The 21,865-nt window shown below is 49.5% G+C and carries 40 protein-coding genes and 1 tRNA gene; all 41 read right to left on the bottom strand.

Going from position 1 to position 21,865, the window contains the following annotated elements; all coding sequences use genetic code 11:
• Window positions 1–2 precede the first annotated feature (2 nt).
• Window positions 3–404, bottom strand: coding sequence for a 30S ribosomal protein S9 (locus DNK57_RS00345; RefSeq protein WP_192961083.1), 402 nt, complete (start codon window positions 402–404; stop codon window positions 3–5).
• Window positions 405–419: 15 nt separating this feature from the next.
• Entirely contained in the window at window positions 420–842 is a 423-nt protein-coding gene (locus DNK57_RS00340; RefSeq protein ID WP_192961082.1) for a 50S ribosomal protein L13, read from the bottom strand.
• 9 nt (window positions 843–851) lie between these two features.
• Complete coding sequence (locus DNK57_RS00335; RefSeq protein WP_192961081.1) at window positions 852–1,217, bottom strand: 50S ribosomal protein L18e; 366 nt, start codon at window positions 1,215–1,217, stop codon at window positions 852–854.
• A 2-nt stretch (window positions 1,218–1,219) separates the two neighbouring features.
• The gene (locus tag DNK57_RS00330; RefSeq protein WP_192961080.1) at window positions 1,220–2,014 is read right to left on the bottom strand and encodes a DNA-directed RNA polymerase subunit D; all 795 of its coding nucleotides are present in this window, start codon (window positions 2,012–2,014) and stop codon (window positions 1,220–1,222) included.
• A gap of 1 nt (window position 2,015) precedes the next feature.
• The gene (locus DNK57_RS00325) at window positions 2,016–2,408 is read right to left on the bottom strand and encodes a 30S ribosomal protein S11 (protein WP_192961079.1); all 393 of its coding nucleotides are present in this window, start codon (window positions 2,406–2,408) and stop codon (window positions 2,016–2,018) included.
• A gap of 17 nt (window positions 2,409–2,425) precedes the next feature.
• Window positions 2,426–2,941, bottom strand: a complete 516-nt coding sequence (rpsD, locus tag DNK57_RS00320) for a 30S ribosomal protein S4 (protein WP_192961078.1) — start codon at window positions 2,939–2,941, stop codon at window positions 2,426–2,428.
• 16 nt (window positions 2,942–2,957) lie between these two features.
• Window positions 2,958–3,407 (bottom strand): 30S ribosomal protein S13, encoded by a 450-nt coding sequence (locus DNK57_RS00315; RefSeq protein ID WP_013295342.1) that lies wholly within the window; start codon window positions 3,405–3,407, stop codon window positions 2,958–2,960.
• A gap of 90 nt (window positions 3,408–3,497) precedes the next feature.
• Window positions 3,498–3,582: transfer RNA gene (locus DNK57_RS00310), tRNA-Ser, on the bottom strand.
• A gap of 61 nt (window positions 3,583–3,643) precedes the next feature.
• The gene (locus DNK57_RS00305; protein WP_192961171.1) at window positions 3,644–4,603 is read right to left on the bottom strand and encodes an RNA-guided pseudouridylation complex pseudouridine synthase subunit Cbf5; all 960 of its coding nucleotides are present in this window, start codon (window positions 4,601–4,603) and stop codon (window positions 3,644–3,646) included.
• Between the two features lie 30 nt (window positions 4,604–4,633).
• Window positions 4,634–4,861 carry a 50S ribosomal protein L14e gene (locus DNK57_RS00300; RefSeq protein ID WP_192961077.1) on the bottom strand — a complete coding sequence of 76 codons (228 nt, stop codon included), beginning with the start codon at window positions 4,859–4,861 and terminating at the stop codon, window positions 4,634–4,636.
• Window positions 4,861–5,379 carry a (d)CMP kinase gene (gene cmk, locus DNK57_RS00295; RefSeq protein ID WP_192961076.1) on the bottom strand — a complete coding sequence of 173 codons (519 nt, stop codon included), beginning with the start codon at window positions 5,377–5,379 and terminating at the stop codon, window positions 4,861–4,863. The genes DNK57_RS00300 and cmk overlap by 1 nt, the downstream gene beginning before the upstream one ends.
• A complete protein-coding gene (locus DNK57_RS00290) occupies window positions 5,379–5,645 on the bottom strand; it encodes a 50S ribosomal protein L34e (RefSeq protein ID WP_013295338.1) in 267 nt (88 codons plus the stop codon). The genes cmk and DNK57_RS00290 overlap by 1 nt, the downstream gene beginning before the upstream one ends.
• Window positions 5,646–5,663: 18 nt before the next feature.
• Window positions 5,664–6,230 carry an EMC3/TMCO1 family protein gene (locus DNK57_RS00285; protein WP_192961075.1) on the bottom strand — a complete coding sequence of 189 codons (567 nt, stop codon included), beginning with the start codon at window positions 6,228–6,230 and terminating at the stop codon, window positions 5,664–5,666.
• 18 nt (window positions 6,231–6,248) lie between these two features.
• Entirely contained in the window at window positions 6,249–6,806 is a 558-nt protein-coding gene (locus DNK57_RS00280; protein WP_192961074.1) for an adenylate kinase, read from the bottom strand.
• A 21-nt stretch (window positions 6,807–6,827) separates the two neighbouring features.
• Window positions 6,828–8,198 (bottom strand): preprotein translocase subunit SecY, encoded by a 1,371-nt coding sequence (gene secY, locus DNK57_RS00275; protein ID WP_192961073.1) that lies wholly within the window; start codon window positions 8,196–8,198, stop codon window positions 6,828–6,830.
• A gap of 15 nt (window positions 8,199–8,213) precedes the next feature.
• Complete coding sequence (locus DNK57_RS00270; protein WP_192961072.1) at window positions 8,214–8,654, bottom strand: uL15m family ribosomal protein; 441 nt, start codon at window positions 8,652–8,654, stop codon at window positions 8,214–8,216.
• 13 nt (window positions 8,655–8,667) lie between these two features.
• The gene (gene rpmD / locus DNK57_RS00265; protein WP_192961071.1) at window positions 8,668–9,126 is read right to left on the bottom strand and encodes a 50S ribosomal protein L30; all 459 of its coding nucleotides are present in this window, start codon (window positions 9,124–9,126) and stop codon (window positions 8,668–8,670) included.
• A 12-nt stretch (window positions 9,127–9,138) separates the two neighbouring features.
• The gene (gene rpsE / locus DNK57_RS00260; protein WP_192961070.1) at window positions 9,139–9,783 is read right to left on the bottom strand and encodes a 30S ribosomal protein S5; all 645 of its coding nucleotides are present in this window, start codon (window positions 9,781–9,783) and stop codon (window positions 9,139–9,141) included.
• Between the two features lie 2 nt (window positions 9,784–9,785).
• Window positions 9,786–10,364: a 50S ribosomal protein L18 gene (locus tag DNK57_RS00255; protein WP_192961069.1), complete on the bottom strand. Its 579-nt coding sequence runs from the start codon at window positions 10,362–10,364 to the stop codon at window positions 9,786–9,788.
• A gap of 11 nt (window positions 10,365–10,375) precedes the next feature.
• Window positions 10,376–10,822, bottom strand: a complete 447-nt coding sequence (locus tag DNK57_RS00250; RefSeq protein ID WP_192961068.1) for a 50S ribosomal protein L19e — start codon at window positions 10,820–10,822, stop codon at window positions 10,376–10,378.
• Between the two features lie 111 nt (window positions 10,823–10,933).
• Complete coding sequence (locus DNK57_RS00245) at window positions 10,934–11,260, bottom strand: 50S ribosomal protein L32e (RefSeq protein ID WP_192961067.1); 327 nt, start codon at window positions 11,258–11,260, stop codon at window positions 10,934–10,936.
• Between the two features lie 13 nt (window positions 11,261–11,273).
• A complete protein-coding gene (locus tag DNK57_RS00240) occupies window positions 11,274–11,807 on the bottom strand; it encodes a 50S ribosomal protein L6 (protein WP_192961066.1) in 534 nt (177 codons plus the stop codon).
• 8 nt (window positions 11,808–11,815) lie between these two features.
• Complete coding sequence (locus tag DNK57_RS00235; RefSeq protein WP_048060728.1) at window positions 11,816–12,208, bottom strand: 30S ribosomal protein S8; 393 nt, start codon at window positions 12,206–12,208, stop codon at window positions 11,816–11,818.
• A gap of 14 nt (window positions 12,209–12,222) precedes the next feature.
• Window positions 12,223–12,375, bottom strand: coding sequence for a 30S ribosomal protein S14 (locus tag DNK57_RS00230; RefSeq protein ID WP_010875659.1), 153 nt, complete (start codon window positions 12,373–12,375; stop codon window positions 12,223–12,225).
• A 2-nt stretch (window positions 12,376–12,377) separates the two neighbouring features.
• Window positions 12,378–12,884 (bottom strand): 50S ribosomal protein L5, encoded by a 507-nt coding sequence (locus tag DNK57_RS00225; RefSeq protein ID WP_192961065.1) that lies wholly within the window; start codon window positions 12,882–12,884, stop codon window positions 12,378–12,380.
• The gene (locus DNK57_RS00220; RefSeq protein ID WP_192961064.1) at window positions 12,885–13,613 is read right to left on the bottom strand and encodes a 30S ribosomal protein S4e; all 729 of its coding nucleotides are present in this window, start codon (window positions 13,611–13,613) and stop codon (window positions 12,885–12,887) included. It lies immediately after the preceding gene.
• Window positions 13,614–13,615: 2 nt separating this feature from the next.
• Complete coding sequence (gene rplX, locus DNK57_RS00215; RefSeq protein WP_192961063.1) at window positions 13,616–13,969, bottom strand: 50S ribosomal protein L24; 354 nt, start codon at window positions 13,967–13,969, stop codon at window positions 13,616–13,618.
• A 10-nt stretch (window positions 13,970–13,979) separates the two neighbouring features.
• Complete coding sequence (locus tag DNK57_RS00210; protein ID WP_010875655.1) at window positions 13,980–14,378, bottom strand: 50S ribosomal protein L14; 399 nt, start codon at window positions 14,376–14,378, stop codon at window positions 13,980–13,982.
• A gap of 1 nt (window position 14,379) precedes the next feature.
• The gene (locus DNK57_RS00205; protein WP_192961062.1) at window positions 14,380–14,700 is read right to left on the bottom strand and encodes a 30S ribosomal protein S17; all 321 of its coding nucleotides are present in this window, start codon (window positions 14,698–14,700) and stop codon (window positions 14,380–14,382) included.
• Window positions 14,701–14,710: 10 nt separating this feature from the next.
• Complete coding sequence (rnp1, locus tag DNK57_RS00200; RefSeq protein ID WP_192961061.1) at window positions 14,711–14,992, bottom strand: ribonuclease P protein component 1; 282 nt, start codon at window positions 14,990–14,992, stop codon at window positions 14,711–14,713.
• Between the two features lie 8 nt (window positions 14,993–15,000).
• A complete protein-coding gene (gene yciH, locus DNK57_RS00195; protein WP_010875652.1) occupies window positions 15,001–15,306 on the bottom strand; it encodes a stress response translation initiation inhibitor YciH in 306 nt (101 codons plus the stop codon).
• A gap of 12 nt (window positions 15,307–15,318) precedes the next feature.
• Window positions 15,319–15,513 (bottom strand): 50S ribosomal protein L29, encoded by a 195-nt coding sequence (gene rpmC / locus DNK57_RS00190; protein ID WP_010875651.1) that lies wholly within the window; start codon window positions 15,511–15,513, stop codon window positions 15,319–15,321.
• A gap of 47 nt (window positions 15,514–15,560) precedes the next feature.
• On the bottom strand, window positions 15,561–16,328 hold the full coding sequence (locus tag DNK57_RS00185; protein ID WP_192961060.1) for a 30S ribosomal protein S3: 768 nt from the start codon (window positions 16,326–16,328) through the stop codon (window positions 15,561–15,563).
• Window positions 16,329–16,331: 3 nt separating this feature from the next.
• Window positions 16,332–16,793, bottom strand: coding sequence for a 50S ribosomal protein L22 (gene rplV, locus DNK57_RS00180; protein WP_192961059.1), 462 nt, complete (start codon window positions 16,791–16,793; stop codon window positions 16,332–16,334).
• A 12-nt stretch (window positions 16,794–16,805) separates the two neighbouring features.
• Window positions 16,806–17,216 (bottom strand): 30S ribosomal protein S19, encoded by a 411-nt coding sequence (rpsS, locus tag DNK57_RS00175; RefSeq protein WP_115892756.1) that lies wholly within the window; start codon window positions 17,214–17,216, stop codon window positions 16,806–16,808.
• 16 nt (window positions 17,217–17,232) lie between these two features.
• Window positions 17,233–17,958 carry a 50S ribosomal protein L2 gene (locus DNK57_RS00170; RefSeq protein ID WP_192961058.1) on the bottom strand — a complete coding sequence of 242 codons (726 nt, stop codon included), beginning with the start codon at window positions 17,956–17,958 and terminating at the stop codon, window positions 17,233–17,235.
• Between the two features lie 22 nt (window positions 17,959–17,980).
• Window positions 17,981–18,241: a 50S ribosomal protein L23 gene (locus DNK57_RS00165; protein ID WP_048060727.1), complete on the bottom strand. Its 261-nt coding sequence runs from the start codon at window positions 18,239–18,241 to the stop codon at window positions 17,981–17,983.
• A 22-nt stretch (window positions 18,242–18,263) separates the two neighbouring features.
• Complete coding sequence (gene rpl4p / locus DNK57_RS00160) at window positions 18,264–19,028, bottom strand: 50S ribosomal protein L4 (protein ID WP_192961057.1); 765 nt, start codon at window positions 19,026–19,028, stop codon at window positions 18,264–18,266.
• Between the two features lie 12 nt (window positions 19,029–19,040).
• On the bottom strand, window positions 19,041–20,054 hold the full coding sequence (gene rpl3p / locus DNK57_RS00155) for a 50S ribosomal protein L3 (protein WP_192961056.1): 1,014 nt from the start codon (window positions 20,052–20,054) through the stop codon (window positions 19,041–19,043).
• Between the two features lie 19 nt (window positions 20,055–20,073).
• A complete protein-coding gene (locus tag DNK57_RS00150) occupies window positions 20,074–20,880 on the bottom strand; it encodes a putative RNA uridine N3 methyltransferase (RefSeq protein WP_192961055.1) in 807 nt (268 codons plus the stop codon).
• Between the two features lie 181 nt (window positions 20,881–21,061).
• Window positions 21,062–21,682 carry an METTL5 family protein gene (locus tag DNK57_RS00145; RefSeq protein ID WP_192961054.1) on the bottom strand — a complete coding sequence of 207 codons (621 nt, stop codon included), beginning with the start codon at window positions 21,680–21,682 and terminating at the stop codon, window positions 21,062–21,064.
• Window positions 21,683–21,865 lie beyond the last annotated feature (183 nt).

The raw sequence follows: 21,865 nt of genomic DNA, 5'->3' as shown, positions 1-21,865 counted from the left end.
ATCTACCTGTAACTCTTCTGTCTCCTTGCACGGGCGCCGCGGCCACCGTACTTCTTGGGCTCTGAACGTCTGGGGTCTCCCACCAGCATTGTTCTGTCGTACTGTACAAACTTCTCCTTGAGGTCCATGTCGCTGGTCCAGTCCACGAGTCCCCTGGCGATGACCATCCTTGCAGCCTCTGCCTGTCCAACGATGCCTCCACCAACGACCCTGACGTTTATGTCAACATCATTTACAATGTCGCCGGCAAGCTTCAGTGGTTCCATGATCTTGAGCCTTGCAAGTTCAGGTGTGTAGAGTTCAACAGGGACCCTGTTGATCCTCACTCTACCCTTACCTTCCCTGATGGTCCCCCTTGCAATGGCGGTTTTCCTTTTGCCGCTTGTGTGAATAACCTTCTTCATGATTACACTCCCTATCTAGAATTTAGCACCCAGAAGTTCTGAGATCTCTCCAAGTTCCATGCCCTTCTTTATGTTTCCTGCCTTTGCATCGGGTATTTCAATCATTTCCTCGTCCTTGAATTCGCGGGGAATACCCACATAGGCCTTCAGGCCCTTGAAGGCTTCTCTTCCCTTCGATTTCTTGTAGGGTAACATGCCCCTGACTGTCCTTCTGAATATGTCATCGGGCCTTCTGGGGTACTTGGGACCCATCCTCCGGGGGTTGGATATGCTGGCCCTGTCGATCCTCTGCTTGTACTTGCTGTATGCCCATTCCTTTGAACCTGTGATTACGATTTTCTCGGCATTTAAGACAATCACTTCCTCCCCCTCAAGGAGCTTCTTGCTGACGACACTTGCCAGTCTTCCAAGGATATGTCCTTCTCCATTGATGATCATGAGCAACACCTATTCTATTATCTTTATGTTCTTAATGGCCGGGGTCTCTTCAACAATTTTTCCGAGTGTCAGGCACTCTCCGCCGGCCCTCTCGATCTTATCCCTTGCTGTCTGTGAGAATGACAGGGCAACAACCTGGACCCTGTGGTCAAGGTTCCCGCTTCCAAGGACCTTTCCAGGCACTAGAACCGTTTCATCCTCATCTGAGTGCCTGTTTATCTTTGAAATATTGACTGCGGCCCTGTTCCTTGTGGGCCTCTCGAGTCTCCTTGCAACATCCTTCCAGATTGCTGCGCCCTCCTGGGATGATTTTTTCCTGAGATTACGTATGAGTTTTATAAGATTGGGATTCGTCTTGGTAATCTTCCTTACCATGGTTAGCCTCCTTCACAAAATGTTATTACCCGCTCTGCCTTGTCCCTGAGGATGTCACATGCCTTGAGGAGGACATCCCTTGGGTCAACTGATCCGTCGGTCTCTATCCTGAATATGAACTTGCCTTCCTCGTATCCCACATCTATGGCCCTCTTATCACATGCCCTGACACAGCTCTTACACATCGAGCAGTTCTCAACGTCAATAACCATTGGCTTACCTGACTCCTCTCCAAGAACATCCCTCGGACATGCCTCGATGCATTCAAGGCACTCGTCACAGTCTTCAGTGAACTCTATCTTCGGGTAGTACTTGTATGCGCATGCTGTTGTGGGCTCCCATTTCGCATGTTCCATTCCCACACCCAGCTGTGCGACAGCCTCCAGTTCAAGCTCGTCATCATCTTCAAGCTTCACAAGGGGGATGTCAGGGTAAACCGGTTTAACTGCGGGTGTCTCTGAGACAAGGTCACCTGAGTAAACAACACCCGGGCCCTCCTTCCTGAGGGTGAGGGATACACTGCACTCTGAGCAGTACTCCTCACAATCGCACTCCTCAGGCATTTTAAGGGATTCAGCAAATTCAGGGTCAGCTGCAAGGGGTACAAGTCCCAGTCTGTGGGCCAGTACCTCATCGAACATCTTGGCGTCGTTCCGGTACATGTTAACGTATTCAATCGCCAGTTTGGGGACCTCCATCATGCAGATCCTCCTTATGGCATTTATGAATGGAACTGTGACGCCGCTGACCACAAAGACCATTTCGGTATCAGTTTTTTCCTTAAGAGCAATATCCATTTTAGACCCTTCTTCCCCTCTTACCTCCAGGCCTGCCTGTTCCATCGTGAGGTATGGGAGTTACATCCTCAATTTTACCTATCCTCATTCCAGCCCTTGCCAGCGCCCTTATGGCTGCCTGTGCACCAGGTCCAGGTGTCCTTGGACCGTTTCCACCAGGAGCCCTGACCTTTATGTGGAGTCCAGTGATGCCCTTCTCCTTTGCATCGTCAGCTGCCCTCGTTGCAGCCTCCATTGCAGCGAAGGGTGAGGACTCCTGACGGTCCGCCCTCACGACCTTACCACCGGACCACTGTGTTATGGTCTCTGCACCGGTTATGTCTGTTATGGTGATTATCGTGTTGTTGAATGATGAGTAAATGTTTGCAATTCCCCATTTTTCCTTCTCAGCCATGTTATCTCTCCCTGAAATTATTCAGCGTCCTGGGCTGCTTCGATCTGTTTTTTCATTGGGGATGATGGGTAGAACCCTATCTTATCCTCTTCTCCCCTTTTAACTATGTATCCAGGGGCGTCGATTTTCCTTCCGTCAAGGGCTATGTGGCCGTGGATGACCATCTGTCTGGCCTCCTTCACGGTCCTTGCAAGTCCCCTCTTGTGGACCAGTGTCTGGAGTCTCCTCCTGAGAACGTCCTCCACTGTCAGGTCAAGGACGTCCTCAAGTTTGGCGCCCTCGTTGAGTATTCCTGTTCTGACCAGGTGACCCAGGAGCTGTTCCCTCTCCTTTTTGGTGTGTTCACTGGCCATACCGAGGAGGTACCTTGCGTCCCTCCTGTATCTCCTCACCATTGTCTCTGCTTTCCAGACTTCCTTCTTGTTCTTGAGGCCGTACTTTGCCACGAGCCTGTTTTCTTCCTTTATCCTTTCAGCGTTCCATGGGTGAGGTGGAGTATCATACTTTTTCCTTGCCTTACGTGGGTGTCCCATTTTAACATCTCCTTAACTATCTCTTCTTCCTTCTCACACCAACTGAGGAGCCTTTCCTGAATGTTGACTTTGTCCTCTGTCCCCTGACAGGTAGTCCAAGTTCGTGTCTTCTTCCCTTGTAGCTCCTTGTTTTCCTCATCCTGTTGAGATCCTCTCTGAGGCACATGTCAAGGTCAGATTCTATGAGGTGCTTGTCCTCGCCTGTCTCGTAATCGTTACGCCTGTTAATCATCCATGATGGGATGTTGTACTTTGCGGGGTTCTTTATTGCCTCTTCAAGCCTCTCTATTTCTTCATCGGAGAGGTAGCCTATTCTCTGATTGAGATCGTATCCTGCTGACATGATTATTGCCCTTGAAAGAGCCTTGCCAACGCCCTTTATACTTGTAAGGGCATTTTCCATGGTCTTATTACCATCAATGTCCTTTCTGGCAATACGAACCATATGTTTGAATTCTTCTTCCATTCATTAACCTCCAGTAAGAGTGAATTCGCGGGACGGGGGTTTGCGAATTCTTCATAAGAGTCGTAGGTGCAACAGGGTTGCATTAACCGACGCCGGGACTGGGATTTGAACCCAGGAGGAGCAAAGCTCCACAAGATTTCCAGTCTTGCGCCTTACCTGGCTAGGCTATCCCGGCACACGATGTATCATATAACTGTATATTATGACATCTATTTAAGTATTGCTGCCGTCAGTTTCTAGCGCCACATCCTCGGGTAGGTCCCCGGTTCCATGAAGACCTTGCGGGTTTCAATAACAAGACCTCCATCTGCAGCTGCAATATCCAGTGCAGACATGGATGCCTCGCCAACACCCACCAGTTCACCCTTGAGGGTCATGATGGCGACTGTGTCCCCCCTTGCTATGCTGTCATCAAGGCCGGCTATGCCGCCACGTGCAAGATCAGCGCCATGGCATATGGCGTCAACCGCCGAGTCCATGATAACCACGCGGGGTAGGTGACCCACGGCAAACTCCATGGGCAGGATGCACTCCCTCAGGAATGTTTCATCTCCATCCTCAACCCAGAACTGGTAGGCGTCCTTGAGGTCATGGAGTGTCACAAGGCCCCCCTCTGTGAAGGGTCCCACGACTGTGCGTCTGAGTTCAGCCATGTGGGCGCCCACACCAAGGGCCTCGCCAACATCGTGGCAGTACTTCCTCACATAGGTCCCTGCCTCACAGGCTATCCTGAAAAGGACATCCTGACCATCCACCTCCAGTATATCCACACGGTAGATGGTTCTGACACGGAGATCCCTTTTAACCGCTGATTTCAGTGGGGGTATCTGGAATATCTTTCCCTGAAATTCCCCGATGACCTCCCTTATCCTTTCCTCATCCACCTCCCTGTGGACCCTCATGAGGCAAACGTACTCCTTAGGAGCCTCCAGGAGGAGCTGCATGACCCTTGTGGCCCTGTCTATTCCCAGGGGGAGCACACCCGTGACCTTCGGGTCGAGTGTGCCGCCGTGTCCCACCTTCTCCACGTGGAGCATGTCCCTGACCCATGAATCAACCTGATGGGATGTGGGACCCGATGGTTTATCAAGGTTCACAACACCCATGGATATGTGGGTCTCCATGTCCCGCTCATCCGGTGGGCACCCGTATTCAGGGTTTGTGGTGGTCTCCTTTAGTTCAATGAAGTTTGCCATGAGGGATACCTGCAAAAAAAAGAGGTGGATTTATTCAAGGGATTCGAGTTCCTTCTTTATCTCCTCAAGATCATCCGACTTGATTTCTATCTTATTCTCTGTGGGTTCCAGGTGGTTAACGTTGCACCTTCTGTTTTTAACGTTAACACCCACAACTTCCACGAAGTTTTTGTCGATGATATCGAGTATCACGCATTTCTCACCGGCTTCTCTTCCTGCGGTTTTTACACATACTCTTCCAACTTCTATTGCTGCCATTAAATCACCTCAGTAACTTTTAGTATGATGTCAGCCACGCCCTCGGCGTCAAAACGGCTGGTGTTTATCACAATGTCATATACCTCGAGGTCATCCACGTCTATTCCATGAATCTCCCTGTACCTCTGGGCCTCGCTCCTCTCACGTATCCGGATTTCCTCCTTAACTGTTTCAATGTCCTTGGATTCCCGGACACCTATGCGCTGGGCCCTCACATCAAAGGGTGCTATGAGTAGCACCTTGAGGTCGGCCCTTGCGAAGTGTGCAGATAGTCTGCCCTCAAGTATGAGGTCATCGTGTTCATCTGCAAGTCTGGCCTGTCTCCTGTCAATTTCAATGTCAATTTCAGGGTTTTCCTCTGCAATCCTGCTGAACTCGAGGATGTCAAGTTTCCTCTCAGCAGCCATCTGCCTGAAGACGTCTCCAGCAGATACACATGGAATACCCGTCCTCTCGGAGAGGATCCTGGCAACTGTTGTTGTGCCGGTCCCGGCCAGACCACCGATGGTTATGATCATTATGACCTTGCCTCTTTCTTAAAGACTTTGCGTGCGCAGCTTGAGCAGTAGTAACCACCGTATGGTCGGTTGGGCCTCTTCTTGGATTTTGAGAGTTTTCTTATTTCGTAGGGTCTTCCTCTTGGAACACCGTGGAGTGGCTTTCCGCAGCCAGCACATACATGCTTTGATGGCTTCTTTCTGCGGTAATGGATAACTGTTCTTCCTCCGGGTGTTCTCTTGAAGATTCTCTTATATGATCTGGATCTGTATCTTAACTCTGGCATTTCTATCTCTCCATAACCTTACATTCCACCTTTAAGTCCCATGAACTTCCTGAATATCTGGGACATGGCAAAGGAGCATAATATGTACCATCCAAGCCATCCTATGGCATAGGATGGGGCGTTTGGTGGCATGCCATAGAACATGTGCCACAGGGGGACGAGGAGGACATAGTATGCGACCTGGGGTAGTATGACCAGGGTCTTGACTATGTGTGGCTCCTGTCCCATCCAGTAGAAGACAAGGATTATAGGTATGAATGTGACTATCATCGGCTTGAATGACATGGTCATCATTTCACGCTGCTTATCCATGAACTCCATCTGTTTCTTCTGGATCTCCTCCAGCGCAGCCATGTCATTCTTCTTCCTTGCCTCCATCATCTCCTGCTGGAATTCCTGCATTTCAACCTTGAGCTCCTCCAGTCTCTCCTGGTCCACAAGGAGCTTGTTGGCCAGGGTTATTACGAAGGCCACTATGGTCGATATCAGGAACACCGTTAAGATGGGGTTCTGTGGATTCGGGTCCATTGCAATGAAAGGACCGAACACAGCATTCAGCGCCCCGTAAATAATTTCAAGCACCATTTTATTTTCCTCTTTACCTTACTCCAGCACGCTTTTCATCTCACTGACTGCAGACTCAAGCTGGTTGTTGTGGTTCTTAACAATCTTGACCGTTGCACCTGTGAGTGTTGCATAGGCCATGGCAGCGGCCCTGTTCATCTGCTGATGGAGGTCAATCTCCTGCAGGGACTCCACATCCCTGTCCCTTGTTTTGTCACTTATTCTCCTTGTGAAGATCTCCTCTGCATCGGCTTCAATAAGCACAAACATGTCAGGTTCCAGTTCCTCAAGGACCCATACTGGAAGACCTGGCAGAAAACCAGCGGGCGTCTTTATGGTGCAGTGTGTGTCGACGATTATATTATTCTCCAGTGACCTTTCTCTTATACTTTTCGCAGCAGCCCTCTGTATATCCTTCTGGACCTCTGGTGGGAGTGTCCTCATCTGATCCCTGTTTTCAACAAGGCCCCTCTCAACTGCTATCCCAAGCATGACGTCCCCGTAGTTCACATTAAGATAGTCAAGCTCCTTAAGGGTGTTCTCAAGGACCGTTGTGCTTCCTGAACCAGGTATTCCTGCAACTACAACAACCTTCATGGTACCACTTCCAATTTAGTTCTAATCACCCAGGAAGCTTCGAAGTATCGGGTGCATGTCCATGAGCTGTTCCTGGGCTATCTCCTCATAGAGTCTGTAAACTATACCCACAGTGAGAAGTACACCTGTTCCTCCGCCAAGTGAACCCGTGAGGTCGGCCACGAATGCAAGGAGCCCCACAAATGCCCCGCCAAGTATGGTTATGGTGGGTATGTAGCGTTTAAGTATCTTCTCAAACTGGCTCCTGCTGCTCCTGAAGCCAGGTATCTGCATACCCATCTGATAGAGCTGGTTTGCAACATGCCTCGGGCCGATGTTACTTATCTCAACCCACAGCCAGGCGAAGAGGACGCAGAGACCGATGAATACAACTGCATAGAATATAACCTTGAAGGGGTCGAGTATGAGGGCGTCTATTGATCTGGGAGCTGTCAGGAGATATGCCAGCCCGTCAACTGCCTGTCCATTGCTGACGGTACCCAGTATGGGGTATCCAAGTTTCTGGAAGACTGTGGCCATGAGCTGGACGTTGAGGAGGAGGGCGCTTGTGAGTATAACTGGCATGTTACTCGCATAGATAAACCTGAGGGGATACTTTCCAACAGCACCCCTTGATAGCCTCTTACCTCCACCCATGGATATGGGTATCTCAACACGCATACTCTCTGCATATACAACCACCAGGAACACACCTATGAGGGCCAGCACAGGTAGCACATAGTACTGGAAGTCCGGTGACTGTCCTGTGAACAGCAGGTAGAGGAAACCTGTTATTCTACCCGCAGGCACCCCTGGCTGGGTGGGTGCTGAGAGCGGGTTGAAGGCACCCACTATTATCTCCTGGGATACACCCGCTGCAATGAAGAGTCCAACACCACTGCCGAATCCCCACTTAGAAACCACCTCATCAAGGAATATTATGAGTATACCTCCGATGGTGAGCTGGAGTATGAGGATCCAGGCAAACTGTGGAGCTGATGGTGCCAGTGACCCTGTGAGTACAAATATCAGGGCCTCGAAGAATGTGAATACCATGGCAAGGAGCTTCTGCAGTCCCTGGAAAAACGCCTTATCCTCATGCCTTGAAAGGTCAAGTTTAAGGATCTTACCCCCTACCAGGAGCTGAAGTATGATTGATGCTGATACTATTGGACCTATACCAAGTGTGAGTATTGAACCAAAGTTTCCTGCGAGCACTGCCCTTAGCTGGGCGAACTGGTCCACAGCATTTGCACTCAAACCATAGAGGGGTATCTGGGCCAGGAAGAAATACAGTACGAGGATTATACCCGTCCATTTGAGTTTCTCCCTGAAGGGTACCCTGTAACCAGGTGACTTTACCTGGGGGAGGACTGAGAATAGGGGTTCAAATTTTTCCTTCAACTGCTCCACTCCTTGTCAGCCGGTTTACTCTATGACTTCAGCCTTTCCTCCAGCCTCTTCGATCTTCTCGGTTGCGCTCCTGGAGAACTCGTATGCCTTCAGATGGACGGGCCTTGTGATCCTCCCGCTTCCAAGGACCTTCTCGAATCCAAGGTCGCGAACATCCAGTAACACCATTCCATCCTTCTCAGATGCAACTCCCTTCTCAAGGAGTTCAGGTATCATTTCATCCAGGCAGGCCAGGTTAACTGTTTCCAGCCTCTTTATGAGTTTCTGGGGCCTCTTGAAGCCATATTTACCGAAGTGTTTTGGGTCATACTTGACTATCCATGTCCAGTGGTGTTTGTGCCCACCTGCCTGTCCTCTACCACCGCGGTGACCTGCTCCCCTCCTCTTCTTGGAGCATCCTCCACCGACGGTGCGTGAGCCCCTCATCCTTGTGATCTTTCGTCTTTTCCTGATCATGAGTGATTCCTCCCTAGATCATCCTCTTCAAAAGGTCATTTATCTTTTCGCCGCGGTATCCGAGGCTTCCACCCTCATTGAAGGCCTTTTTCACACCTTCATATCCCTTTCTTGGGGGGTGCAGTCTGAATACAGGTTTTATTCCTGCTTCCTCAAGTTTAATCTCGCCTTTGAAGACGGCTGCAGCGAACTCATCAATTGAACCGTAAGCGGTTTTCTCATTTATGTACTCATCGGTTATCCTCTCTCCCCCGACGAGTCTTCCCCTCTTCCTTATCATGGCTGTCAGGGTTTCCTGGTCGACTTCACCCCAGGTTATGTAGTCCTTGGCCTTCTGGAGCATGCCAAGGTAGCTGGGTGTGTCCTCAACCAGGACGGCGTGGTTTATCCTGTTGAGTCTTAACATTTCCATGGTGTCAGCTATGTCCCTTCGAACACCTGCTGATCCCCTTACCCTTACTACTGCGAACATCTAGAATCACCTTCAGGTACTGCAAACACCGAGGTTCTTAAGGTCCTTCTCGCTTGCCTTTACTTTGCTCAGCTGTTTGAGGGCGTCGAAGGTTGCCCTGGCGAAGTTAACTGTGGTCTGTGTCTGTCCGCGTGTATGTGACCATACATCGTCTATACCCGCAAGTCTCATTATGGTCTTGCCCACGTCACCTATTGCAAGTCCAACACCACCCGGTGCTGGTATGAGGGTCACGCGGACACTTCCGCTCTTACCGGAGACCTTGAAGGGTACAGTGTGTTCCCTTCCACAGACACATCCCCAGTCACCGCATCCTCTTCTGACCTTTATTATGTTGAACTTTGCATCGTCAACTGCCTTCCTGATGGCAGGGCCAACCTCCCTTGCCTTACCCTGTCCAAGTCCAACGTATCCATCCTTGTTACCAACTGCAACTATAACCCTGAAGTTAACCTTTCTCCCTGACTTGTGCATCCTCTGGACAAGGTTGACGTCGATGACCTCCTCCTCAAGGTCAGGAAGCAGTGCATCGATTATCTCAAGTTCCATTATGGGGTGTCCCTCTTCGAAGATCTCATCGATGCTTGTTATGACACCCTCCTTTACAAGGCGTCCCAGCTGTGTCCTTGGCTCCCATTCCTCCATGTTGAAGTTCATAATCATACCTCTTCATCTATTCTCTTTTTGATTTCATCAAAGTGTTCCGGCAGATCCACAGGGGAAAGACCCCTTTCAAGGTACTTTGAAAACCTCTTCCTGAGTTCTTCCTCATCAAGGGATTCTGCGTACTCCCTTATGTGTTCTCCCCTGATTCTTGATTCATCGGGCAGCACTGATTCACCGTGCGGTATACTGAGTCCTGCGTCAACAGCCCCCTTGAGTGCAGCGAATACCTTTGAGCCCCTGATGGCTGGTCTTAGTCCTATGTCGAGGACTGCCTCATCTATACCCTCCTTCAGGGCCCTCTTACCGCACAGGTAACCTGTGAGGTAGGCTGCTGCTGTGTTGCTTGTGCCTCCAAGCCATCCCATCTTCTGGAGCTGTTTTGAGTGGGCTGAGACAAGTGTCTCATCTCCGTCCCTGCCCACGTTGATTATCTGTGCAATGACATGATATGTCGTTATCCTGACGACGAACCTTGATTTACCTGTTTCTACCATTTTGTAGCGGGCCCGGTAATCAGTTTTACCTTCCCTTCTTCTTCTAAATGCCAGCTTGTATCTTGGTCCATGTGCCAATCAAATCCCTCCTACCTGAGCATGTCGTGGTCCCGGGCATAGGTCTTCATGTAAGATTTGCTCTTAAAGGCTCCGCCCTTGGCCATCTTGTATAGTTTACGGTAGGTGCTCTTGTTTATTTCGCGGTTGTCCCTCATCTCCTTGAGGTCCTTTCTCAGTGCCCTTATGGTGGTCATCCACTCATCCTTCTTGGGTCTTCTGGCACCCTTCGCACCCTTTATACTTCCAGGTCCCCTTCTTCGTCCCTTCTTCTTCTGCTGGGCTATCTTCTTTGACCTGTAGCTGCTTATGCCCTTCTTGGGTTTGGCCTTTATTGCGCCATCCTTTATTAGCTGCTTCACACTGTCCCTTGTTATTGCCCTTGAAACCTCATCTATCCTTTCAGGGTCTATCCATATCCTGTTAACCCCTACCTTGAGTATATCTGCAGCTAATCTCTTCTGAGTAGTAAGATTCATTCAAGAAACCTCCTTGTATTCAGCATTTGCTGATAAACCCGAAAAATTCCGGGCATCCCCTTAAAAAGTTTTTTCGCTGGACTGGAAAATAAGGCCCCTTCCAGTCCTCCTCTACGGGTTGAGAACCTTGATGCCAAGTTCCCTTGCCTTCTCAAGCATCAGGTTTTTCTTTCTGGTACCCACTGCTGAAGCTATTCTTGCAGCCTGTTTTTCAGGGTCCAGTGCCTCAAGTTCCTCCATGTTGGAAACCAGGACATCCTCGTATCCTGATGGGTGGAGACCCCTGACTTCCCTTGGTTTCCTGTAGCCGATTGCAGGCATCGCAGGTTTACCCTTCTCGTACCTCCTCATCTTGCTTGTTCTGCCCTTGGGCCTCCTCCATTTTTCCCCTAATTTCTTGTATCGGGCGTATTCCTGTCTTTTAAATTTTTTCCTCATCGAATCACCGTCCCTATTCCTTGCTCACAAGGTATATGCCGTCCTGGAAAACCCTTGGGTCCCTTCCCTTGATTCTGGTGGCCTGTTCGATGTTGGCCATGGTCTGTCCCACGTGCTCCTTGTTGATACCTGTTATCTCAACCTCGTCGCCCTTGACCTGGACCTTTGTGTCACCAACGATCCTTGCGGTCCTGGGGTGGCGTTCACCGAGGAAGTTCTCAATGACAACCTTATCCCCTGCCACCTTCACACTCATCGGGAAGTGGGCATAAACGATCTTCATGCGGTATCTGAAGCCCTCGGTAACACCTGTTATCATGTTGCTTATGTGGGCCCTGACAGTTCCTATCATGGCCTTATCCTTCTTTTTCGGGAATTTAACCTCGAGGACCACCTTATCGTCTTCAACAGCCATCGATATCTCTGAATGGTTGAATTTTCGGGAAAGTTCGCCCTTGGGGCCCTTAACTGTGACGCCACCATCGATGGTGACATCCACACCATCAGGGATGGGTATCTCTTCCCGGATTAGAGCTGCTAGAACCATGTTATCACCTAGTAGACGTATGCCAGCAGTCTACCGCCAATACCCCTGTCCTTGGCCTCTTTATGGGTCATTATCCCCTCAGGGGTTGATACTATTATTATCCCGAAGTTCTTAGCTGGCAAGTATCTCTTTTCAAATTTCTCGAATTCGTCCTTCTTAACAGCGTGCCTGGGTTTTATAACTCCGCAGTGATTTATGTTTCCCTCAAGTTCAACTATGAACTTCCCGGCCCTGCCGTCGTCAACGTATTCGAATTCACCGATGTATCCTTCCTTCTGCATTGTCCTTAACACTCGCCCTATAAGCTTTGAGGCGGGGGTTATCCTGCACTTAACGTTACCCCTTATCTCATTGTTCCTTATGTTGGTCAGGGCGTTTGCAAGAGGATCCATAAGAGTCACAGTAAACACCTCTTTTAGTTGTACTTTTTAAACCCTATTTTAGGTGCGAGTTCCCTGAAGCACTGCCTGCAGAGCATTAACCCGTATCTCCTGACGAGGGCAGAGTGATCCCCGCATCTTGAGCATTTCCTTGATGCCTTTCCATATTTCCTTGGCAATACAATCACCTTCAGACTATTTTAACCTGGAATTTTTCCTTCATGAATTCGATTGCCTCTTCGCGGCTGACCCTGTGCTTCTGGGGAACCTTCCTGCGCTGTATCCTTCGCCTGCTTATCCTGTGGCCTGGCTTCTCAAAGGTGACAGAAAGGTTCATACCGAAGATCCCTATCTCAGGGTCGTATTTCATTCCAGGTATGTCTATGTGTTCATCTATACCCATCGAAACGTTACCATACTCATCGAACTGGCTGGCCTTTAACCTGTTACCTATTCCCTCAAGGAACATTTTGAGTACCTTCTCGGCCCTTTCACCACGGAGGGTGACCTTGCATGCGATGGGCTGTTTCTTCCTTATACCGAATTCAGGGTTGGTGACCTTTGAGTGTGTCCTCACTGGTTTCTGGCCGCTCATCTCTTCAAGGAGCCTCTCGGCCCTTGCAAGCTTTTCACCGCCTTCACCAACACCTATGTTGAGGGTGACCTTGAATATCCGTACTTCCTCCATCGGGTTCATCTATTTCCCTCCTGGAAGTGAGATCACTGACTCGTCCTTTCCTATGACGAAAACGTAGTCCTTGAGTGTCAGGAATGTTTTTCCTGCGCCTGTCTCGATGACAGCTGTGTTTGGCATTGAAGACCTTGTTATGTTTATCTTCTTGATCCTGCCTATTTCACCGGTGTGCCGTCCTCCTGTAACAAGGCCGAGGCTGTCCTTCTCAAAGGGTATCCTCTCAAGGATTTCCTGTTCAGGTATTGAGAGCTTTACAACGTCTCCCACCCTGAATTCATCCTCTGAGAGATAGTTACGGCCGTCATGGAGGTTGAGCTGGGTCCTGCCACCCTTAATGGTTGTCTTGTTCACTATCTTGCAGAGCTTGAAGCCTGCGTTTTCCTCGTCTATGGGGTGCAGAACCAGCCTTCCCCTTTCATCGGGGAGCACCCTGTAGACGTCTCCTGTCCTGGGTATGCTGACAACGTCCATGAATCCGACCGGGAACTTGTAGTTCTTCCTTGGCCTTCCATCCACCAGGACATCTCCACTGTTTATTATCTTCCTGGCTTCCCTTGCATTGTCTGCAATCTTCAGGATGTCCCTCACAATTATCATGAGTGGCAGTGATTTCTCAATTGCGTGGGGACCTGGAGATGGTTTAACGGTCCATTTGTATTCCTTGGGATGAATTGGCCAGTGAACCGGTGATTTGAAACGTTTAAGATGTTTTCTTGATGCCATTATTGCCATTTTTATCCCTTCCGTTCTAAGATTTTAATTCTCTTCTCATCATCAAGGTTGAGGTCAACTATTCTCAGGTTTGATGGGTGTAGCGGGAAGTAGACTGTTGTCCCATCAACCTTCTGTATTGTGGCCCCTTCCACGTAGACCCTGTACCTCTTGAGGTCCACCCTTTCGACCTTACCTTCATGTCCCTTGAAGTCACCCCTCAGAATCTCAACCTTGTCTCCCTTCCTTATTGGCAGGGACCTTCTACCATATTCTTCCCTGAGTTCCCTGCTGAGATTTGCGCTCATCATCTTTCGACGAGCGTGTAATGGTGCTTCATAAATGTACTTCCTCTGCTTTCTGGGCTGTTTTGACATTCTATCACCCTTACACTATTATGCTTGCTGCGCTTCCCACACTGGGCCACCTGTCAGCAGCTTCCTTTGCAACAGGACCCCTTATCTCGGAACCCTTGAGGACTCCCTCAGGGCTCACTATAACTGCAGCGTTATCCTCGAATTTCACCCTCAATCCGTCGGGCCTTCTGTATTCCTTTTTCTGCCTTACAATAACAGCGTTGAGGACCTCTCTCCTCATGTCAACTGTTCCCTTCTTCACGGAGACAACGACCATGTCGCCAACACCTGCTGCTGCAAGTCTCCTGCGCACACCCTTGTATCCCCTGACTGATATTATCTCGACTTCCCTTGCACCGGTGTTGTCGACGCACTGGAGTCTGGCCCCTACAGGTAATGCCCTGGTAACCTTGGATGCTATTGCCTTCATCTTACTCTTCCCCCTTCACCTCGACAACCACGAAGTTCTTGGTCTTGCTGAGGGGTCTGCATTCAGCAATTTTCACTGTATCCCCTACCCTGACGTCTATGCAGTCAGGTTTGTGGGCCTTTATCTTGGATTTCCTCTTCTCGTATCGTTCATATTTGCGTATAAATTTGTAGAAACTCCTTTCAACAGTCACTGTCCTTTCTGCCTTGTCACTGACTACGGTTCCTTCCAGTATCTGACCCCTGATGGGGAGGTCACCGTGGAAAGGACAGTTAGGATCACTACATTTAGATTTAGGTTCTGGAACATCAATGCCGACCATTCTATCACCACTATGGTTTTCTAAATTTCTTCTTTATTCTTTCCTCAGGACGAGCCACCAGAGCTCTACCATCAATCTCAACAAGTTCACCCTGCGGTGTTCTGAAATGGAAGACGGCTATTCCCTTTGGAACCGTTATTTCCCGTCCGTCATCCATTTCGATTCTAAGGGTATTCCTGGTTTCATCCACGACTCTTCCTGATATTCCCTGAATGTCCCTGTGAACACTCCTGGTTATTCTCACAGAAAGGCCAATAAGCTCATGCCTGAAAATATTCCGGGGGGTTATCAAGGTAACCCCTACCTTATCTCGATTGTATCTGATGAAAAGCCCATATCCGCCAGAACTTCCTTGACCTTCTTCTTATGATCCCCTTGAAGTTCTATCTGGCCTTTCTTGGCTGTGCCTCCGCAGGCACATCTTGCCTTCAGTATCTTAGTGAGCTCCTTTATGTCTATATCGTGTTCATCGATGCCCTCAATGATGGTCATCACTTTACCGAATCTTCGCCTCACTGTGTAGACCTTTAGTGTCTGAACTTCGCGTGCTATTTCCTCACAGACGCAAAGTTCTTCCGGAAGACCACATACATCGCAGATTTTCATTTATTTCTCCTTCTATTTTTCATTCATGATGGTGAGAACACGGGCTATTGTTCTTCGGATTTCCCTCATCTTACCGGGGTTCTCATGGATCCCGGCAGCAGCGCTCTTGGAAATGTATCGGGCGTATTCTGCCTTGAGTTCATCCAGTTTCTTCTGGAGTTCCTCCCCATCCATTTCCCTTATCTCTTCGCTCCTAAGTATCGCCATTTCAATCCCTTTCTATTATTCACTGATATGAATCAGGTCCATATATATTATTTTTCAGATTCTTCACCATCTGCGTCCTTCTTCTCTGCCTCAGTGTCTTCCAGGTCCTCAACCTCCTCGAGATCCTCGACCTCCTCAAGGTCTTCAATCTCTTCCAGATCTTCAAGGTCCTCAACAACCTCTGAGGCTTCGGAGGTTTCCTCTGCAGGAGTTTCAGTGACCCTTGGGGCCTCTATTTCAACCTTGTCAGGCAGAACAACATCAGGAGGCATTATACGTACATACACTCCGAGAACACCGGGTTTGAGCTGTACAGTGGCAAATCCTTCCCGGACATGCTTGACTGAGGGTTCACCACATTTCTTTATGTAACCATCAGTGAACTTTGCTGTGGCTGAACGGGCACCCCTTATCTTACCTGAAATGGTGACCTCGACACCCTGGGCACCTGCAGCCATTATCCTCCTCATTGTGGTGTAGGCAACCCTCCTGAAGTGCATGCCCCTCTGGAGCATTGCAGCTATCTTGTGGGCCATTATCTTGGGGTTGAGTTCAGGGACATCAACCTCCTTGACCTCAACCTGGGGGTTTTCAAGGTCAAACTTGTTTTTTAGTTTCTGTGTTATGGCCCTCACTGTCTTACCGCCGCGTCCGATGACCATACCTGGCCTCTCAGCGTAGACCACAACCATTGTACCCATCGGTGTGACCTGGACATCCATGCCACCGTATCCTGCCCTCTCAAGTTCCTTTTCGAGGAATTCGTCTATCCTTGTCCTTCTGAGACCTTCAACGACAAAATCTTTCTCTATCAAAATTTATGCCTCCCCCAGAACTATCTGAACGTGTGTTGTTGGTGTGTTGAATGGTGTGGCCCTTCCAAAGGCCCTTGGAATCCAGCCCCTTATAACTGGCCCCCGGTGACTGGATATGTGGATTATCCTGAGTTTCTCGGTGTCGAGTCCCTTGTACTCTGCGTTGGCCTCTGCGTTCTCAAGGACCTTAAGTATCTGACCTGCTGCCTTCACAGGGTAACGACCGCTGGCCCAGCCATTGAGGCCCTTCCTGTGGCCAACCTTCCTGTTGTATCTCTTGAAGGCAACTGGCCTGTCCATCCTGATGACCTCTTCAAGGTAGTTCTTGGCCTTTTCGAGTTCCATTCCCCTGATCTCCCTGCAGATCTCCACTGCGTGCTTTGGTGATATCTTGAGGTGAGTCGCTGATGCCCTGGCTGTTCTTGACCTGTCTTCCTCTTTATAAGCGTATTTAACCTTAGCCATTGTCTAGTCTCCTTATTTAAGAGGCACGAACATTGATGATCTTGTAGCTCCCATACCGGGATCTCCGTGCTCAACCTTCTTCCTTGTGGGTGCGAATTCACCGAAGTAGCAGCCGATCATTTCGGGCTGGATCTTGACCTCCACAAATTCCTTACCATTGTGGATACCGAAGGTCATTCCAACCATCTCAGGAAGCACTATCATGTCCCTGCAGTGTGTCCTGATGACCGGTGGCCTTCCCTCAGTCTTCCCCTCTTTCTTTATTTTCCTTATCTTCTCGAGTACCTTCTTCTGCCTTGGTAGGAATCCCCTTTTGAGGGATCTTCTCTGCCTTGATGGGAACAACTTGATTACATCGTCAAGTGGCATCTCCTGCAGTTCTTCCAAGGTGTAGCCGCGATACCTAAACTCTTTACGTGCCAATAGGTCACCTCCTTATTTATCTCCTTTTCCCTGTTCTTCTGGCAGCTATTGAACCGACCTTTCTTCCTGGAGGAGCATGCCTTGATACGGTTGTTGGCCTTCCAGGATGCTGTCTGTTTCCACCACCGTGTGGGTGATCAACGGCGTTCATTGCAACACCCCTGACTGTGACGGACTTCTTACCCTTTGCCCTGAGGGCATGGTACTTCTTACCAGCCTTGAGGAATGGTTTCTCCCTTCTACCTCCTCCAGCAACAACGCCAACAGTGGCCCTGCACTGTGGGTTGAGTGCCTTCAGTTCACCTGATGGGAGTTCAATAACTGCCTTGTCAGCATCATGGGTGATTAGAGAAGCGTATGTTCCAGAGGACCTTACGAGTTTTCCTCCGTCTCCTGGTCTGTTTTCGATGTTGAATATGGGTGTCCCCTCTGGAATCTCACTGAGTGGCAGTGAGTTCCCTGGTTTAACCCTTGCCTTCACTCCGCATTCAACCTCTTCGTTGAGCATTAAAGCTTCAGGCGCCAGTATCAGGCGTTCCTCACCGTTTTCAAATTTAACGCGGGCAACCGGCGCTGTTCTTCCAGGGTCGTGCATTATGTCAACGACCTTACCCTTGAGGGAGCCTTCACTCTCGATGGAGTCATAGGCGCGGTATTTTATTTTGCCCTTGAAACGGTGAGATGCACTTCTGTATGTGGGAGTTCCCCTTCCTCTCCTCTGTGATATTAACCTTTTTCCCATCCGAATATCCTCCTGGTTATTTTTAGAATACTCCCAGTTTAACCGCTATGTCCTCTGCACTGTGTTCCTTGGCCAGCTTTATGTAGGCTATCTTCTGGCCCCTGGGAGTTACCTGTGTGTTGACCCTCTCAACCTTAACTGCGAAGAGCTCCTCAAAGGCCCTCCTCACATCCTTCTTTGTGCTTTTCCTCATAACCACAAATGCCAGTTCATTGTTCTGATCTATAAGGTTCATGCTCTTCTCTGTGACATGTGGCTTCATGATAACAGCATATGGATCCATAATATACACCGTCACTCCTTCTTTACTGGAATAGTCCATCAAGTTTTTCTATTGCTGATCTTGTGAAGACTGTCAGTCTTCCAGGATGTGTTCCCGGGGCGAGTAGCTCTGCGTTGAGGTTTTCCACAGTTACCACGTCAACGCCGGGGTGGTTCCTTGCACCCCTTGTTATACCCCTGTCGTCTCCAACTACTATGAGTGGGCCCCTGGGTGTCCTGTACTTCCTGCCCCTCATTTTTCCCTTTCCTGCGCGTATCTTTTTGCCTTCCTTCGCCCTCACAATGTCGTCCATGATTCCAAGTTTCCTGAAGACTTCCCTTGTATCGGCTGTCCTTTTAATCCTGGAGAGTTCATCGTCAACCACCAGTGGCAGCTGGGGTACGTTCTCTATCCTGTGACCCCTTGCCTCCACGAGGTCCTTCCTGGCTGTAGCTGCAACTGCTGACCTTATTGCAAGTCTCCTTTCCTTCCTGTTTATCCTCTCATGGTAGTTCTTCTGGGGCCTTGGGGGGTGAGCCCTTCTACCGCCCACTGCCTGTGGAACAAAGGCGGCCCTTGAACCATTCTTTATACGTGGAACCATTGCAACGCCGCGTCCAGCACCATAGGACTGTGCAGAGGTCCTCTTACCTGCCATTGGATCTGGACCCCATGGCTGTACCCTTGCTGTCTGTGCGGACAGGACAGCCCTCTTTATGACGTCGGGTCTGAATTCTTCATTGAAAATTTCAGGAAGTTCCATCTCATCTATGGCTTCACCTTCTAGGGAATAAACCTTAATCTTCATTTTGAACCACTCTTATACTCCTTGTTTTGATGCTGTGCTGATGTAGTTTATCTGGGGTGCTTCTTCCTGTTTACCTGCAGCCCTTATGGCCTTCCTGAGAACCACAAGCCTCTTTGTTGGGCCTGGAACTGACCCCTTAATCATGACGTAATCGTTCCTGACTAGCCCGTACCTTACAAAGCCGCCGTCAGGGTTTACAAGGTCAGCCTCACTGGCGTCACCGATCTTGAGTATCTGTTTGTTGTACTCGGTCCTCCTGTGGTAGCCCATCTGACCTGCCTGGGGTACGGTCCACATGGTCCTTGACGGTGTCCATGGACCAAGTGACCCTATGTGTCTTCCCTTACTGCTCCTTGCAGCCTTACCGTACTGTATCCTTATACCCCACCTCTTGACGGGACCCTGGAATCCCTTACCCTTTGTCACTGCTATTGCATCAACAAAGGCGCCCTCGGAGAATATCTCTGATGCCCTGACATCCTTTCCAAGGACCTCAAGGGCGTATTCAAATTTCTCCTCAGGGGTCTTGCCACCAAGTCCACACTCGAATACCTCTGGTTTCTTTTTGGGAACACTTGCAAGTCTTGGGTTTGTGTGGACTATAACCCTCACATCTGCAACGTACTCCATGTTTGATCTTATTTTCTCAATTGCGGCTTCCTGGTCGTAGTCATCTGCGGGTGGGGTGAGCTTCCTTCTGAGGTCATCCTTCGTCTCTGTTGCCAGGACCTCACCGAGGGTTCTGAGTCCCCTGCTGGTCTTCTCATAGGCCCTTACAGCCATCACTGTCAGGGGTGGAACCTCGAGAATTGTGACTGGAGTCGAGACCTCCATTCCCTCGGTGGGGGAATTCTTCTGGTTATCGACCATTATGACATGCGTCATCCCTGCCTTGTAACCTGCGAGGGCAAGGAGTCCGGGCTCATCCACCTGGGGCCAGGACTTGACCCTCGGGGTTTCCCTTGCCGCCCTTTTCCTTGGACTGAATGCAACTGATCCTTTTCTTGGTTGATGATGTCTAGCCATTTAACTTTACCTCCTTACATCATTCATCTTTTTCATCAATCTGAGTTAGCATGTTAAATACTGAAAGAGTAGCTAAAACAGCCTCCTCAGTCCTTACAGTTTCAGTACACTGACCTGGAAGGGTATTAACCCATATATCCGCTTTGATCTCTGGTAATCCCTTGTAAGGACCGCCAAAGAGGATGGCCGCCTCGCGGGCCTTCCTCATCCTCGATTTTACTTCATCCAGAATAGAAGTAATGGGCGAAGCATTCCTGGATGTTGCAACGACAACATCGGCACCTACTGTTTTAAGGCTATCTGTGAGGTTTCTCCGGGTATCCAGTACCTCGTATCCCCAGTATATGTCGTCTGGTTCATCGGGCTCTATCAGTATTTCCTTACCCAACCGGGCGACCCTGAAACTCATTATCCTATTTACTGTCAGTTTTTCCCTGCACAGTGCAAGTTTATCTGCGCCAATATCCACAAGAGTTCCTTTCTTTACCCTTTTAACTGTCAGTCCCTGCCTGTATTCACCAGCAACGGGTTTTCCAGTTGGGTGATGGGGAGTTCTCAGAGGTGGGAGTATCCCCACATGCTTCAACTCCCTCATTATCGGGAAAACCTTCCTGCGAAGGTATTGAGGTGTATCCATATACGTCAGGATATCCCTAATAAACCTTGCCTCTCCATCTGCATCATCGTGATAGATCACTATACGCTTAACCCCGAATATCGAAGCGGCCCTTGCAATGAGACCCACCTTGTAGGTCTTTATTTTGAGATCCCCTGTCTCAGCCGTCAGTGAATCCGGGATAAAGATGGACAAATCTACTCTATTCATCTATTAATATCTGTCCGGATCTATTTATAAATATTTCCACAATGCAGACTGGGCAAGTAAACCACAGACCACATCGTATATCACGGTATACAATGTGAGCGGATCCACCGCAGATTGCAATAGGTACTAAAAATTGTATGGTATCCATATTTAAACTTTCCGCTGATTCGGTAAGAGAACATCAGAACACAACCCGCAGAATGACCACACCTACAGAGGCAACGTCCATCCTGTGGAAGCTGTAGGTCCGGGGTATGGGAAACTCAACCCTGAGCCTGTGTGTCACCTTTCCCCCGAGTTTAGTGTAGTAGCTCCTTACAAAGTCCTCGGAACCGGCCATGTGAAAGGAGTAAACTGTCCTGGCAGTGGCTGCCGCTGCATCCATAAAAATTCTGTCAGCACCCCTCTCTGCCCTCTCCTGGGAACCGAAGGGGGGGTTCTGAACCACCGTATCGACCACTGGTAAAGAATCATGGTGCCTTATGTCCGCCTCAATGAACTTGATGTTGCCGAGTCCCAGTTCCTCAGCAGCAGAGCGCCCGACCTCAAGGGCCCCTGAATCAATGTCAATGCAGTAGACCATCTCTGAGCCCAGCAGGGCTGCTCCAATACCCAGGATACCTGTACCGCACCCAAGGTCAGCCACCGTCTTTCCCTCTATGTCACCCATTGCCCTGGCTGCCCAGAGGACCTCTGCAGCAATCCCTGGTGGGGTGAGGTACTGTTCAAGGGTCGGATCCGGGTCCGGGTGGCCTGGAACCCTCTCAAGCAGCATCTCAAGATGTCTCTTTCTCCTTATCATGTTACCTCCAAGAAGCACCTCAAGGCGTCCCTGTGTCCCCGGATATCCCCATTCCTCTATCTCTGGAAAATATCCATCCTAACATAATCCATCAAACCCATCAGAAAATTTCCACCCAAGATCCCTAACTGAAACCCAGTCTACCCAAACCATCAAACCCTCATGTAACTCAAGTGGTATGCT

The sequence above is a fragment of the Methanothermobacter thermautotrophicus genome, assembly GCF_014889545.1.
In the GTDB taxonomy this organism is placed as follows: domain Archaea; phylum Methanobacteriota; class Methanobacteria; order Methanobacteriales; family Methanothermobacteraceae; genus Methanothermobacter; species Methanothermobacter thermautotrophicus_A.
The sequence above is the reverse complement of the archived record's forward strand: the minus strand, read 5'-3'. Positions and strand labels throughout refer to the sequence as shown.

Bases quoted from the DNA above. Each gene is read 5' to 3' on its own strand.
- DNK57_RS00250 (WP_192961068.1), bottom strand. From the start codon at position 10,822: ATGAATCTTACTACTCAGAAGAGATTAGCTGCAGATATACTCAAGGTA.
- DNK57_RS00225 (WP_192961065.1), bottom strand. From the start codon at position 12,884: ATGAACCCGATGGAGGAAGTACGGATATTCAAGGTCACCCTCAACATA.
- DNK57_RS00205 (WP_192961062.1), bottom strand. From the start codon at position 14,700: ATGGTCGGCATTGATGTTCCAGAACCTAAATCTAAATGTAGTGATCCT.
- DNK57_RS00340 (WP_192961082.1), bottom strand. From the start codon at position 842: ATGATCATCAATGGAGAAGGACATATCCTTGGAAGACTGGCAAGTGTC.
- DNK57_RS00245 (WP_192961067.1), bottom strand. From the start codon at position 11,260: ATGAGGAAAAAATTTAAAAGACAGGAATACGCCCGATACAAGAAATTA.
- rpl4p (WP_192961057.1), bottom strand. From the start codon at position 19,028: ATGAAGATTAAGGTTTATTCCCTAGAAGGTGAAGCCATAGATGAGATG.
- DNK57_RS00210 (WP_010875655.1), bottom strand. From the start codon at position 14,378: ATGAAGGCAATAGCATCCAAGGTTACCAGGGCATTACCTGTAGGGGCC.
- DNK57_RS00240 (WP_192961066.1), bottom strand. From the start codon at position 11,807: ATGGTTCTAGCAGCTCTAATCCGGGAAGAGATACCCATCCCTGATGGT.
- DNK57_RS00300 (WP_192961077.1), bottom strand. From the start codon at position 4,861: ATGGCAGCAATAGAAGTTGGAAGAGTATGTGTAAAAACCGCAGGAAGA.
- DNK57_RS00150 (WP_192961055.1), bottom strand. From the start codon at position 20,880: ATGAATAGAGTAGATTTGTCCATCTTTATCCCGGATTCACTGACGGCT.
- DNK57_RS00280 (WP_192961074.1), bottom strand. From the start codon at position 6,806: ATGAAGGTTGTTGTAGTTGCAGGAATACCTGGTTCAGGAAGCACAACG.
- DNK57_RS00270 (WP_192961072.1), bottom strand. From the start codon at position 8,654: ATGATCAGGAAAAGACGAAAGATCACAAGGATGAGGGGCTCACGCACC.
- DNK57_RS00170 (WP_192961058.1), bottom strand. From the start codon at position 17,958: ATGGGAAAAAGGTTAATATCACAGAGGAGAGGAAGGGGAACTCCCACA.
- DNK57_RS00315 (WP_013295342.1), bottom strand. From the start codon at position 3,407: ATGGAAGAAGAATTCAAACATATGGTTCGTATTGCCAGAAAGGACATT.
- rpmD (WP_192961071.1), bottom strand. From the start codon at position 9,126: ATGTTCGCAGTAGTAAGGGTAAGGGGATCAGCAGGTGTTCGAAGGGAC.
- DNK57_RS00165 (WP_048060727.1), bottom strand. From the start codon at position 18,241: ATGGATCCATATGCTGTTATCATGAAGCCACATGTCACAGAGAAGAGC.
- DNK57_RS00290 (WP_013295338.1), bottom strand. From the start codon at position 5,645: ATGCCAGAGTTAAGATACAGATCCAGATCATATAAGAGAATCTTCAAG.
- DNK57_RS00145 (WP_192961054.1), bottom strand. From the start codon at position 21,682: ATGATAAGGAGAAAGAGACATCTTGAGATGCTGCTTGAGAGGGTTCCA.
- rpmC (WP_010875651.1), bottom strand. From the start codon at position 15,513: ATGGCGATACTTAGGAGCGAAGAGATAAGGGAAATGGATGGGGAGGAA.
- DNK57_RS00220 (WP_192961064.1), bottom strand. From the start codon at position 13,613: ATGGCAATAATGGCATCAAGAAAACATCTTAAACGTTTCAAATCACCG.
- DNK57_RS00285 (WP_192961075.1), bottom strand. From the start codon at position 6,230: ATGGTGCTTGAAATTATTTACGGGGCGCTGAATGCTGTGTTCGGTCCT.
- DNK57_RS00330 (WP_192961080.1), bottom strand. From the start codon at position 2,014: ATGGATATTGCTCTTAAGGAAAAAACTGATACCGAAATGGTCTTTGTG.
- DNK57_RS00335 (WP_192961081.1), bottom strand. From the start codon at position 1,217: ATGGTAAGGAAGATTACCAAGACGAATCCCAATCTTATAAAACTCATA.
- rplV (WP_192961059.1), bottom strand. From the start codon at position 16,793: ATGGCTAAGGTTAAATACGCTTATAAAGAGGAAGACAGGTCAAGAACA.
- DNK57_RS00345 (WP_192961083.1), bottom strand. From the start codon at position 404: ATGAAGAAGGTTATTCACACAAGCGGCAAAAGGAAAACCGCCATTGCA.
- rpsD (WP_192961078.1), bottom strand. From the start codon at position 2,941: ATGGGACACCCACGTAAGGCAAGGAAAAAGTATGATACTCCACCTCAC.
- cmk (WP_192961076.1), bottom strand. From the start codon at position 5,379: ATGATCATAACCATCGGTGGTCTGGCCGGGACCGGCACAACAACAGTT.
- rpsE (WP_192961070.1), bottom strand. From the start codon at position 9,783: ATGAACTTCAACATGGAGGAATGGGAGCCAAGGACACAGCTGGGACGC.
- rpl3p (WP_192961056.1), bottom strand. From the start codon at position 20,054: ATGGCTAGACATCATCAACCAAGAAAAGGATCAGTTGCATTCAGTCCA.
- yciH (WP_010875652.1), bottom strand. From the start codon at position 15,306: ATGAAAATCTGCGATGTATGTGGTCTTCCGGAAGAACTTTGCGTCTGT.
- DNK57_RS00325 (WP_192961079.1), bottom strand. From the start codon at position 2,408: ATGGCTGAGAAGGAAAAATGGGGAATTGCAAACATTTACTCATCATTC.
- DNK57_RS00305 (WP_192961171.1), bottom strand. From the start codon at position 4,603: ATGGCAAACTTCATTGAACTAAAGGAGACCACCACAAACCCTGAATAC.
- rplX (WP_192961063.1), bottom strand. From the start codon at position 13,969: ATGTCAAAACAGCCCAGAAAGCAGAGGAAGTACATTTATGAAGCACCA.